Origin of the sequence: uncultured Brachyspira sp. (genome assembly GCF_944393015.1) — a bacterium.
Lineage (GTDB): Bacteria > Spirochaetota > Brachyspiria > Brachyspirales > Brachyspiraceae > Brachyspira.
On record NZ_CALXYQ010000010.1, the window covers coordinates 68,178 to 80,929 of the forward strand.

General features: G+C 25.0%; 11 protein-coding genes. 5 read left to right on the forward strand and 6 right to left on the reverse strand.

Translation table 11 applies throughout. The features are described from left to right. Positions 1-100 precede the first annotated feature (100 nt). Positions 101-1,282 (forward strand): AGE family epimerase/isomerase, encoded by a 1,182-nt coding sequence (locus tag Q0K19_RS05530; protein WP_297246135.1) that lies wholly within the window; start codon positions 101-103, stop codon positions 1,280-1,282. A gap of 180 nt (positions 1,283-1,462) precedes the next feature. Here Q0K19_RS05530 and Q0K19_RS05535 read toward each other — a convergent pair whose 3' ends face one another. Then, entirely contained in the window at positions 1,463-2,302 is an 840-nt protein-coding gene (locus tag Q0K19_RS05535) for a YdcF family protein (protein WP_297246137.1), read from the reverse strand. A 167-nt stretch (positions 2,303-2,469) separates the two neighbouring features. On the opposite strand from Q0K19_RS05535, the gene Q0K19_RS05540 reads away from it, so the two are divergent. Continuing rightward, positions 2,470-3,303 (forward strand): hypothetical protein, encoded by an 834-nt coding sequence (locus tag Q0K19_RS05540; RefSeq protein WP_297246139.1) that lies wholly within the window; start codon positions 2,470-2,472, stop codon positions 3,301-3,303. A gap of 72 nt (positions 3,304-3,375) precedes the next feature. On the opposite strand, the gene Q0K19_RS05545 is transcribed toward Q0K19_RS05540, so the two are convergent. Then, positions 3,376-3,750: a hypothetical protein gene (locus Q0K19_RS05545; protein WP_297246141.1), complete on the reverse strand. Its 375-nt coding sequence runs from the start codon at positions 3,748-3,750 to the stop codon at positions 3,376-3,378. A gap of 154 nt (positions 3,751-3,904) precedes the next feature. Between Q0K19_RS05545 and Q0K19_RS05550 the strand changes: the two genes are divergently transcribed. Next, entirely contained in the window at positions 3,905-4,378 is a 474-nt protein-coding gene (locus tag Q0K19_RS05550) for a hypothetical protein (RefSeq protein ID WP_297246143.1), read from the forward strand. 106 nt (positions 4,379-4,484) lie between these two features. Here Q0K19_RS05550 and Q0K19_RS05555 read toward each other — a convergent pair whose 3' ends face one another. Continuing rightward, on the reverse strand, positions 4,485-6,896 hold the full coding sequence (locus Q0K19_RS05555) for a hypothetical protein (RefSeq protein WP_297246145.1): 2,412 nt from the start codon (positions 6,894-6,896) through the stop codon (positions 4,485-4,487). Between the two features lie 255 nt (positions 6,897-7,151). Between Q0K19_RS05555 and Q0K19_RS05560 the strand changes: the two genes are divergently transcribed. Further along, entirely contained in the window at positions 7,152-7,442 is a 291-nt protein-coding gene (locus tag Q0K19_RS05560) for a hypothetical protein (protein ID WP_297246147.1), read from the forward strand. A 17-nt stretch (positions 7,443-7,459) separates the two neighbouring features. Continuing rightward, complete coding sequence (locus Q0K19_RS05565; protein ID WP_297246149.1) at positions 7,460-8,035, forward strand: hypothetical protein; 576 nt, start codon at positions 7,460-7,462, stop codon at positions 8,033-8,035. Between the two features lie 558 nt (positions 8,036-8,593). Here the strand turns inward: Q0K19_RS05565 and Q0K19_RS05570 are convergent. From Q0K19_RS05570 to Q0K19_RS05580, 3 genes are all read right to left on the reverse strand, one after another. Then, entirely contained in the window at positions 8,594-9,367 is a 774-nt protein-coding gene (locus tag Q0K19_RS05570; RefSeq protein ID WP_297246151.1) for a DUF2262 domain-containing protein, read from the reverse strand. Between the two features lie 213 nt (positions 9,368-9,580). Further along, entirely contained in the window at positions 9,581-10,381 is an 801-nt protein-coding gene (locus Q0K19_RS05575) for a DUF2262 domain-containing protein (protein ID WP_297246153.1), read from the reverse strand. A gap of 283 nt (positions 10,382-10,664) precedes the next feature. Next, on the reverse strand, positions 10,665-12,752 hold a 2,088-nt coding region (locus Q0K19_RS05580), incomplete at its 5' end, for a DUF4132 domain-containing protein (protein ID WP_297246155.1).

The window sequence follows — 12,752 nt, forward strand, 5'->3', positions numbered from 1 at the left end:
TTTATTATTGTTTTTATATATTGCTTTTATGATATCAATCTGTTAATATTATTATATTATGTTAAATAAAATCTAATTTTTGATTTTAAGGAATTTTTATATGAGTAATTTAAACGAAGTAAAAAACGAGTATCTTCACATGTTAAAAGACAATATCATTCCATTTTGGCTAAAAAACGGACTTGATAAAAAGCATGGCGGATACTACACTGCCTTAGACAGAAAAGGCGGACTTATAGAAACCGATAAATCTGTATGGTTTCAGGGAAGATTTGCTTGGGTATTATCAACTCTTTATGCTGATTTTGAGAAAAAACAGGAATATCTTGATGCTGCAAAATCTGGAATAGACTTCTTAGAAAAATATTGTTTTGATAAAGCAGGCGATGGAAGAATGTATTTCAGAGTTACTGAAGACGGCAAGCCTATCATAAAAAGATTGAGATATTACTTTTCAGAAACATTCTGCTTAGTTGCTATGGCTGCATATTCAAGAGCGAGCGGAGATAAAAGCTATGTTAAAAAGGCTAGAGAAATACTTGATAATATAGACCGCTATCAAAAAGAAGGACTTTTAATTCCAAAATTTGATGCAGGCAACAGACCTACTATAGCTTTCGGCCCTCCTATGATAATGCTTGCTACTGTTCAGGAATTAAGAAAAGCTGATCCTGAAAATAAAGATTATTACAACAAATATATTGATAATCTTCTTAAAAACATACAGCTCTTCCTATACGAAGATAAAAAAGCAGTTCTTGAACAATGCAATCCTGACGGTACTTTACAAGATCATTTTGAAGGAAGATTATTAAATCCAGGTCATGCTATAGAATCATCTTGGTTTATATTAAGAGAAGCTATAGAAAGAGGACATGATGAAACATTAAAAGCCCTAGGAGTTAAAATATTCGACTGGATGTGGGAATGGGGCTGGGACAAAGAGTATGGCGGTATCATTCAATATATGGACGTACTAGGAAAGCCTAAAAGTGAATATCACCATGACATGAAATTCTGGTGGCCTCAGACTGAAGCTGCTATTGCTGCTTTATACTGCTACTATTTCACTAAAGATGATAAATATTTAGAAAAACATGATATGGTAAAAGAATATACTAAAAAATTCATTGATACAGAATACGGCGAATGGTTCGGATATCTTCACAGAGATGGAAGAATCTCTACTGACTTAAAAGGCAACATGTATAAAGGACCTTTCCATATTCCTAGAATGTACATGAAATGTGCTGAAATAATAGATGCTATCAATGCTAAATAATTTTTAAAAATATTATTAGTTAATTAAGGCTAGGTTTTCTAAATGAAGCCTAGTCTTTTTATTTGCATGTTTTTTTAAATAAGTTTAGGGGTGGGCGGGCGGGCTTAATAAGCTATAAAAAAAGGTTAGCTATATATTTATAACTAACCTTTTATATTATTCATTATTTTTAATTATTCATTATAATGCAGGCTTCTCTATTTCACCTGATTTTAATTTGTTAAATAAATCTGTCTGATTCATTATCTGACATACTCCGTCAAATTGAAGTTCAAAACTTTCATAACCTTCATGTCCGGCATCATATCCTACATTTGATATTATCTTTATAACCTCATCCTTTTTATTATATGCTTCTAGTAACAATTTTGTATTATATAATAAACATCCTCTTGGGACATGATAATGACTAGTAACCATTATAATTTTATTAACATTAGGATATTTTTCTCTCAATATGGCATAAGTAAATTCTGCATTCTCTACTGTAGTTTTAGATTTATTTTCAACTATTATTCTGCTTTCCGGTATTCCTTTCTCTATCAAATAAGCAGCCATCAAATCAGCTTCAGTAGCATTTGTATTGCTTACAGCAGTTCCGCCTCCTGTCAATGCCACATAAACATTAGTGTATTTCTGAGCTGTCATATATGCTGTATCTAATCTTCCTTTAAGTTCATCTTGCATAGTTCCATCATCATTTAATTTAAATCCTAAAACAACTATAGCTGTTGCATCATTATCTTCCAAACCATCTGGAACAACACCTATATTTACTTTCATATTATTAACTTCATACCAATAATTTATGATATCTGCCCATAATTTACCGTTTTCAGGATAAGCATTTTGATATTCAGTTAATAAACTAGAAACTTTATCTTTAGCTTCTTCCTGATAATAATAATGATAAGTTAAAATATCATTTATATAATCCTCTTCTGCTTTTTTATTACTATTATTGGAACAGGATAATAAAATATAAAATAACACTAAACTTGAAATTAATATATTTTTCATTTTTGTATCCTTTATTTATTTTTATAATAAAATATATCACTTTAAAATTATTATGTCAAAATATATTTGTAATTTAAATTACTATAGGTTAAAATTATTATAAATTTTAATTTATATATAATTATACGATAATAAAAAGTACATTTTATAATTTTATAAGGAAATATATGTTTTCATTAAGAAATGAATTAAGAAAAAGAGATCTTGAAACTTTAGATTTATTTACTCTTGCTTTTTCTTTGTTTAAACAAAACTTTATTAATTTTATTATACTCTCTTTAATATGCTGTCTGCCTTTGATACTAACAGGAATTTACTTTCCTATAAGCACATTTGATCCTGAAAAATTAAAAACTTATGAGGATCTTATTAATTGGTTCAAAAATGATGTTACTATAGGATTTTATATAAATATATTTCTTTCTTTATTTTTGGACACCATTTCTATTATATCCGTGTCATTACTAGTAGAAAGATTAATTTATAGAAACGTAAAAAGTGCTACTTGGGCTATTATAAGAAGCTTTCAATTTTTATTGCCTACTATATTTACAACTTTTATATATTTTATATTGGTATTTTTGGGAGCTACTTTCTTTATAGTTCCAGGTATTGCTTTTATAGTATTTTTTGTATTTGCTAAGAATATCTGTGCTTTAAGGCATACTTGGGGAATAGATGCTTTAAAATATTCTTTTTATTTGGTAAAGCCTAAATTCTTTAAAACATTATTTTTATTAGGATTTATATTTTTATTTCAGCAAGTATTTTCAATGACTCTTTTTCCATCGTCTATAGAAAACAGAGAAGGATTATTATCATACTTTGCTGCCATGATAATTCTATATATATTCAATACATATTTTCAAATTATTACAACATTATTCTTCTTAAATAGAGATTATGTATCAAGCAATATGCAAGAAAATGAAGATGATGAATATGATGACGAAGAAGAAAATGATGGAAATAATAATGATGAAAATGATATAGAAAAATAAAAATCATTTAATAATAAAAAACCCCATATTAAAATGGGGCTTTTTAGAGACATTATGACACTTGAATATTTATCATTTTGATTTTATTAAAGTACCTATTCCTAAATTATCATCTTCAACTGTTCCTTCAGTATCTGATTTAAATTTCAATGTAACTGAAAAAGTTTTATCTGCTGATATACTCATTTTATATCTATCATTTCCTAAATCTTCTATAGATGAAGCTTTAAAATCATTATATAGTATGTTTTCTCCGTTCTCTATTACAATGCTTGATTCATTATTTGGAAATTTCGCATTCCAAATACCTGTAAAATTAGTTAAGCTTTTACTTTCTCTTGGAGCTTCTTTATATTTTGCAGATGCTGATGTGGATCCGTCACTATTAGCATTACAAGATATTAAAGCAAATAAAAATAAATAGAATAATGCTATTTTCTTAATCATAGATATAACCCTTTAATGTATTAATATTTATTATTATATAATAATTATTATTTATAGCAATATTTTTTTTCAATTTATAGAAAAACATCATAATATTAATAATAGCTTATATTTTTTGATTATTTTATAGCATAATTTTTTTAAGGATATTGTTATGAATACAAAATATAATAAAGAAACAGAAAAACAAATATACGAAATTATAAAAAAAGATAATCCTACATTTGAGGAAATAAGCAAAAAACTAAATATAAATTATGATGATTTAAAAAACTATATAAATAAATCAAGCAGAAAATATAAAAAGAGTTTAGTAAAAAAAATAAAAAAGGCAAAAGAAGAATATTTGAAAGATGTCAAAATAAAAATAGAAAATGCCTTGATAAAAAAAGCATTAGGATATTATAGTAAAGAAATAGTAAGAGAAATAAAAACAGATAAAGACGGTAAAGAATCAAAAACTAGAAAAATAATAAATAAATATAATCCTCCAAACGAAAGAGCTATCATAGTATTTTTTGAAATTTTAAAAAATAGAAAAAATAAAAGATTGGAAAAAGCAGAATTAAAAAGAAATATACAAGAAAAAGAGGATCAAATAAATATTAGAGTTGGATTTGATAATTAAAGCAATAAACAAGCTGTTGATAACTTTACCTGTCATCTACTGATTAATCTAGTTTACTGTTATTTACTAATAATATAGAACTAAATAAAAAACAATTTAAATAATTCTAATTATTAGTTAATTCTTTTATCAAATTATAATAATGCTTTTTACCCTGAAAAATATCCTGAGATAATGTTCTTTGAGCATTCTCATATTTAAATATCATCATATTTGAAACTTCGCTATTATCTATGATAGAATCATTTGTTGTATGATAAAATTTATTATAAGTGCTGATAGTATCATCAATTTCTTCTTTATATAAAAGAGATATCACACTATTTGTATAATCAACATTCAAATTAGCAGCTATGAATAAAGGTATATTTTCAGGAGTAAAATTTTCATTTGCTTTGTATGCTCCGTTAGTACCGTCCCAAATGAGTATAGGAGAAGGCTTATAATCATTTAGAAAATTAGTTTTTATTTTTTCATCTATGCTGGAACGTTCTATTATAGCCTTCAAATAAGGATAAAGATGATCATGTTTAAATATTATAATTGCATTAGGAGAATGTTTTAAAATGGTGTCTCTTATCTCTATAATGTTTATTGCTGTCATTGCAGAATTATCAATGGTTTCTATTATATGAAGTTTATCATTACCTTCAAAATTATCCAAAAACTTTTTATTGTTTTCGGCAAAGTTTAAATCATTAGATAAATGAGAATCGGTATGTCCTAAAATAGTAAAGCCTGCAGCAAATACAGGACTTCCCAAATTATCAATATTTGTTCCTAAATATGTATTAATATTTGTAGTTCCTAATCCGAACAACTGAGATTTAAAACCTATTGAAGGATAGAAAGTTTTTAAATTATAAGTATTCAATGCTTCTTCTAATGCTATTGTATTATATCCGTTTTTTGAAAGAATATCGGGTAAAGTATTTTCTATCTTTTCTGACTGAGTTTTTGGATAAAGAGGAGATGATCCTGTAAGTCCTGAAAGCCTCGCATAAAAACTTCCGTTATTAACATTAGGAGCTATTTTTCTTGATGAGTCAGCCCATTTTCTGTATTCTTTTGGGAAAGGGTCTTTATTAAATAATTTTCTAAAATGTGAATAATCATAAAAAGATTCTAAGAATATTAAATATACATCTCTTTTTAAACCTTTTTTTAATTCCTCTATTTTTGATAAATCATTTGTGATTGATATTTCAAAATTAGTGTATACATCATAATAATTATTTTTTAACTGCTCTATATATTCATAATCTATATTTTCATTATTATAAATAAAATTACTGTTTTTAGATGAAGCTTCAATCAATATAGAATGCATATCATCTTCTATTTTTTTTATATTGTCAAAAATATTCTTTGTAGATTTTAAATAAAGTTTTGACACATCTCTTTTTGATTCATATTCTTTTAATAATTTTATAGAATCTGATACTAGTTCTTTGCTTGGCTTTATATTATTTAATCTGTCATAATTTATTCTATAGTTGAGTGTATTTATTATACCATTTCTTTTAGCATTTCTTACAAAATCTATGCTCCATATATCTATATTCTTAGGCTTTAAAAATAAATAAAATACTGTGAATATTATAAAAGCTATCATCACTAAAGATGCTATTTTACTTCTCTCTACAAATATTTTATATATATTAAAAATAAATAATATTACAAAAGCTAGTAAAGAAGAAAAATATATTATGCTCACTGTGACAGTAATAATTTTTAAATGTATAGGAAGAACTGTAATAAGCGATGAATAAAGATTAGGCATATCTGAAAACAATATCACCATACTAAGTACAGTTAAACTTATTGACTCTATAGCAAAAAATGAAAATATCGACACTACACAAAATAAAGCCGTTAGTATTATTCTAATGTTTTTAATATTGCCTAAATTAAAAGGATAGTACACAAGCAAATTATAAGCTATCATCACAAAAAGATAAGTATATAAAAAATCATATATATTAAAATCAAGCTTCATCATAGAAAATAAAGGCATTATTAAATTTGAAGTCATCAAATATAATAAAGAATTAAGCACAAAAAAGAAAATATATACTTTATGATGATAATATATATTAGGTATTACATAAAAATAAATTGCCGGAAAAACTATTATAATAAAGAGCAAAAATAAAAATACATTCTTTTGTATTTTAACTGTATATTTAATATTTTCTATTTTATCATTTTCTTTTAATTGTATGCTTGAATCACCTAAAACTAAATTTCCGTAATAGCTTCCGCTCCATCTTATATTTGTAACATTATCAGGCATTTCATTTGTATTTGGATATACTCTATATATTTTATTGTTCTTAAAAATACTGCTTTCAAATTTCAATGTAAAATAATATTTATTCTCCAATATATGATTAAAATTTGATAAATATCCTACCCTCTCCACACTTCCAAGAATAGAAAAAATTACAATAAATAGAATTATTGCTGATATAAATACTAAATATGATAATAAGAATGTTCTTTTATTTTGTTTCATTTTCAATATTATAACAAAAATTATTCATTTAGGTTAAATTAACGATTTATAAATATAGTATATATTTACTCGTTTTAATTTTATATATTATTTAAAGGTATTATTTTACTATTAAAAATGATTTCTTATAAGCAAAATGAACAATTTAGTATTCATGTTTTTATTTTAGCTTTTTTCATTGACAAACAGGCTTATTATGTTAAACTGAACATCGTTCATTATGAATGAAAAATTAAAGCAATTTAAGGAGTTTTTATGGTAAAACTGATGATTTCACTTTTGATCATTTCCATATTTGCCATTTCATGCTCTTATCAGCATAGGCATTTAGTTGGCAATGGCCCTCAGACAGGAGTTACTTTAACAAGAAAACAATGGTATGCTTTATGGGGATTAGTACCTGTAAACGATGTAGATGTTGAAAGACTTGCAGGAGGAAGCGAAAATTATGAGATATATACTAGAAGCAATGCTGGAGATTTCTTCATTAATTTATTTACAGGAATAATTGGTTTTACAAGCAGAACTGTAACCGTAAGAAAATAATAAAATAAAAAACAAAAATGAAAGCACTATATTTTATAATAACACTATTTTTAATATCATGCACAACTAATTCGTACAAGGATATATTTTCTAACAGAGATATAAATTTTAAAAAGCTAAGTTTAGATAATGATATATCATATCAAAACAAATACGATATATCGGATATTAAAGTAAAACTTATGCCTTTAAATAATTCTGTAAGATTAACTGATGAAGATAAAAATCATATAATAAAAAATACAGGTTATGTTAAAGATTTATATCATATAGAAAGTATATTTTGGGAAGAAAATACGCAAACCACTTGTTTAGTAGGTTATATGAAAAAAGATAATAATTCTTTAGAAAAACTTATAAACTATATAAACAAAATGGAAAGAGATAACAATATATTAAAAAACTATTTCTATATCAATGGGAAAAAGAATATACAGTATAAGATACAATTAGAAAATACAGTTTTATTTTATACTATATTTGAGGCTAAAGATTCTAAATATTTAGTTCTCAGTTACACTTTTCCAGAAAAGAATGAATACGCTTCAATGTATAATATTGCCAATTCTATCAATTCAGTAGAGTTTTATTAACAATTAACACCGTTTGGGGGAATTTCTTAAAGTTCCCCCTATTTATATTTCACATCGTACAATAACTAAAATAAAAATATAAATTAAATCCTATTAACAACATATTAATTCTTCTAACGCACGGTAAGCAAAATTTATAATATAAGCGAATTTATATTTCAAATTAATTTTATATATTTATACCCATTCAGCGTGCGGTGAGAATACAATAAATTTAAAAAACTCTTGGGTGGGCAGCTATAATACCAGAACAAATTAATAAGACAAATGAAATTTAAATACCAGAAAAAACTATAAGCCTAAAGGGTGGGCAAGTGTAATTAAATTTTAAAGCTTTTATTATATACCCCGCCCTTTATTCTTTATAACTATATTTTAAATTTTAACATTCATTATCTTTATAACTTATTTAGAAATTATAGCACCCGCCCAAGTGTTGATTAAGTTTATAATTTATTTAACGCACGGTGAGTAAAAATTATAATATGATAAAAATTTGAATCATAGATAAACTTATATCTTAAGATTTATTTAAGTTGCTGTAAGAAATATGCAAATTTAAAAAAACATTAGTTCAGTAATCGGTTTAAAATTAAAATCCCAATCACTATTTACTAGTATTGTATGTCCGTCAATATCATCAAAATAAAATGTTATGCAGTTTTTGGAATATATACTTATAGATTCTAAACTTATTAATTTTATGAATTCTTCTCTTTCCATATTATGAGGTTTAAATATACTTTCTGCAGCACACTCTTTTAATTTACTGTCAATATCTTTTTTATTAGAGAATATTTTTTTGATTATATCAACGCTTTGTTTATTAAACTCTTCATCAATATTATCAAAGAAAATTGAAATATTACTGTCAGTCCAAGTCATCTCTTTCTTAAAACTGTTTATATCCTTATTAAGCACAAAATCGCCTAATTCTTCATCTTTATAATAAATAATCTCTGAATATTTTTCTAATATGATATTTAAATCATCATCTTTATAATTACTATCAACTATATCTTCAAGTAAAAAATTAATATAGAAATCATCAGGATCTTTTTCTTTTCTTACCTTTAATTTTACTATGCTTTCATCTTTGAGAATTTTTAAATATTCTTTAGGTTCTTTGACTTTTTTATGAATGATAATATGAGTGTTTTCTATAATGACATTAGCGGCAATATTTTTTAAAGCTATAGCTGAAACGAATAAAGTATAATATTTATCCCAGGGTATTTTATTATATTTGCAGCATGATCTTTTTAGTACGAATGCCATGTCAAAAATTTCATCATCAAAATTTTTATTAAAATCTTCAATTTCTTTATCCATTTTTATATCCTATTAATATTGTAATATGCTAATATAAAATATCAATAATAAATTTTCAAACTTTTATTAATATCACACCATTTATTATATATAAATAGAGTAGTAAATTTAATTTCTAAATATGTGCTTTTGCAACTTTGACGAAGTCCGCAGAGCGTGTGCGGCAAAAAGTTGATATAAAAATAAAATATAACTTATATATTAATAATTATCCTATTTATAAGGTTCTGCAAAATTAAAATCATAGTCGCTTTCTACTACTATAGAGTGTCCCCAGAAAATATCCCCGTCATCAAACCAGAATGTTATAATATCTTCACATATAGTTATAGATGTTAAGGCTATTAATTTTGAAAAATCTTCTTTGTTTATATGAGGCTTTTCTGCATCATCATTCCAGTTGTTGGCATCTTCAAGCATGTTTTCTGTTATATACTCTTTTAGTTTTTTGTCAATATCCTTTTTATTAGCAAATATTTTCTTTATTATATCAACACTTTTTTTATTGACTTCTTCATCAATATTATCAAATGAAACTGATATATCATTATTATCAATCCAAGGCATATTTTTTTCAAAACAGTTAATAGATTTATCAAGCTCAAAATCTCCTAATTCTTCATCTTTATAATAAACAGGCTTAGAATATTTTTCTAATATAATATTTAAATCATCATCTTTATAATCACTATCAACTATATCTTCAAGCAAAAATCTCATATACAAATCATTAGTATTTTTTTCTTTTCTCACCTTTAATCTTACTATGCTTTTACTTTTAAGTGTTTGAAAATACTCTTTTGTTTCTTTAACTTTTTTCTGAATAATAATATTATCATTTTCTATAATTTCATTAGAGTCAATATTTTTTAAAGCTATAGCATAAATGTATAAAGTATCATATTTATCTTTATGAGCCTTACCAGCTCCTAAACATGATTCTTTAAGCACGAACGCCATGTCAAAACTTTCATCATCAAAATTGCTATTGAAGTTTTCAATTTCCTTACTCATTTTATATCCTTTATATTTTATCATACTAAAACTATATTACATATAATTTAATTTATTAAATTTAAGCTAAAACATAGCCTTCGCCACAGGCGGGCTGTGCCTGCTTCTTTGTGCAACAAAAGAAGTGGGGTATGGGGCAAAGCCCCATATATTAAAAAGAAACTATTATTTTATTTTTGACAAAGTATAGTTATTTAGGTATATACTTGTATATTACTAATAAAAAAATTATAAAACCTGCATATATTTTTATAATAAAGATATATGCAGGTTATAAAAGTCTTTACTTCATAAAATAAGATTTTACTGTTCCGTATATTGATGAAGTAAATCTTTTATTAATTTCTAAAGGATTTATATATTCTTCTTCATTGCAGTTTCCGTTTTCATCTAGTCTGTGGAAAGCAATATTTTTAAATGTTACTTTTTCGTTAGCCTCTATTCCAAACCACATATATTCAAAATCTATACGGCATGCAATATTTAATATAGAATCTTTTAATTCATAATAAGTATAGCTTCCGCCGTCTTCTATATTCCTGCTTCTTTCAAATGACATTTTATTTGCCATTGACATTATTTCGCCTGCTGTTATTTCCTGATCTTCAAAAGAAATGATTTTGTTGTTTTTTATATGCTCTTCTTTTACTTCTTCAAATAATAAATCAAGCTGATTTATAGGCTGTGATATTTCGTAGTCGCTTAATTGAGTTTTCCATTTTGATAATTGTTCTTCGTCTAATTCTATAGGGTGAACTAAAGTAATATTCTTTTTATTTTTAAGACTGTCTTCAAATATATATTCTTCTTCATCGAAGGTATTAAAAGAACCGTCTTCCATGTATCTGAAACTTTCTATTAAATTATTATTTTCATCATAAACACCCCATATAAGTTTTAAAGCAAATATATTCATTATAGGATTTTCTACAAAAAGTTCAGTAAAAGTTTTATATGACCATTTTCTTCCGTTTAATAAAACTTTATTTAATCTTGTTATCTGATTAGAAGTTATCATTTTTATATTTTTCTTTATCAAAGTTAATTCTTTTTTAGATGCATCTGCAGTTTCTTTATCGTCTTTGCTGTTTGGGGCAGGAAGTGATTTTAAAACTTTGTCATTTGAATCTGTTACTTCTATAGTGAAATCATTTTTTATTTGAAGTTTAAATAATCTGTTTGCCTCTCCTCCATAATGGAGTTCTCTCATTCCTTTTTTATCAAAGTCCAAATCTGGAATTATTTTGTCTATTAACTCATCTTCTGAAATCTCTAATGCTTTGGCAGTCTTTTTTAATGCATCTTTAGCAGCATTTTTTACTTGATTATTTTTAATTTTTACAGACATTGTATCAACTAAAACCAATGCAAATTTGCTTGCATTTAATGCTATAGCATATACTGCATGTGCTGCTAATGCTCCTCTTGAATTTAATGCCCATTCTTCAATTTGAGTTTTTAATTTTAATAGTTTATCTTCAGGCTGGAAAATACAATATGGAATAAGTATATTTTTTAATTTTGTATCTGCTTTGTTGTTAAGCCAATTTGTATATATATTATCAAGTGCATTTCTAAATGAATCAATATCAAAAAACTCTGCTATTTTGTTGCAGTCTTTTAATATAGAAGGTTCTTTTAATGCGACATATTCCATAAACACATACTGAACTATTTTTAATGGAGCTTTAGTTTGTTTGTCTTTTAATAGAATATTAGAAAGTATATTTTCGTCTATATCTTTTATTAAACTTTCATGCCCTTCATTATAGTATTTATTTAAATGTGATTCTATTTCTTCAACGTTTTTGAATTGGAAATCATCATCAAACTTTTGTAAATCCCAATATTTAATTATTTCTTTATAAACTGTTCTTGATGCTTCTTTTCCTTCATTTGCTAATTTTTCTACTTCGCTTCTTACAATGCTTTCATTATTATTGATTACTGATACACAATGCTTTTTTATTTCTTTTGATTTTGCTGTGTCGAGAACTTTGAAAACAAAATCAAATTTATTATCAATAAGTTCTTTTAATTCATCACTGAAAAGACAATTAATAAATGATATAGTACCGCTAATATTTGCTGTTATAGAAGTGATAAATGATTTTTCTTCCATAATAGATTTTGTTTCTTCTACATTATTTTTTATAAGTGTGATAATATTATCTTTTGAATCTAATAATGATAAATAAATATCTTTTAATGGTACTTTTTTATCATTAACTAATTTTTCTTTAGCTTCCAAAATATTTTTATTATAGAATATTTCCTGAATAGAAACATAAATTGAAATTTTGCCGTATATTCCATAATGCTTTAATAATTTAGTAGTAATTTCTGATGCTTCATCATTTACTTCGTCAAG

What these genes read in the sequence shown, in the direction of transcription:
- Q0K19_RS05530 (WP_297246135.1), top strand. Translation starts at nt 101, where the DNA reads ATGAGTAATTTAAACGAAGTAAAAAACGAGTATCTTCACATGTTAAAA.
- Q0K19_RS05535 (WP_297246137.1), bottom strand. Translation starts at nt 2,302, where the DNA reads ATGAAAAATATATTAATTTCAAGTTTAGTGTTATTTTATATTTTATTA.
- Q0K19_RS05540 (WP_297246139.1), top strand. Translation starts at nt 2,470, where the DNA reads ATGTTTTCATTAAGAAATGAATTAAGAAAAAGAGATCTTGAAACTTTA.
- Q0K19_RS05545 (WP_297246141.1), bottom strand. Translation starts at nt 3,750, where the DNA reads ATGATTAAGAAAATAGCATTATTCTATTTATTTTTATTTGCTTTAATA.
- Q0K19_RS05550 (WP_297246143.1), top strand. Translation starts at nt 3,905, where the DNA reads ATGAATACAAAATATAATAAAGAAACAGAAAAACAAATATACGAAATT.
- Q0K19_RS05555 (WP_297246145.1), bottom strand. Translation starts at nt 6,896, where the DNA reads ATGAAACAAAATAAAAGAACATTCTTATTATCATATTTAGTATTTATA.
- Q0K19_RS05560 (WP_297246147.1), top strand. Translation starts at nt 7,152, where the DNA reads ATGGTAAAACTGATGATTTCACTTTTGATCATTTCCATATTTGCCATT.
- Q0K19_RS05565 (WP_297246149.1), top strand. Translation starts at nt 7,460, where the DNA reads ATGAAAGCACTATATTTTATAATAACACTATTTTTAATATCATGCACA.
- Q0K19_RS05570 (WP_297246151.1), bottom strand. Translation starts at nt 9,367, where the DNA reads ATGGATAAAGAAATTGAAGATTTTAATAAAAATTTTGATGATGAAATT.
- Q0K19_RS05575 (WP_297246153.1), bottom strand. Translation starts at nt 10,381, where the DNA reads ATGAGTAAGGAAATTGAAAACTTCAATAGCAATTTTGATGATGAAAGT.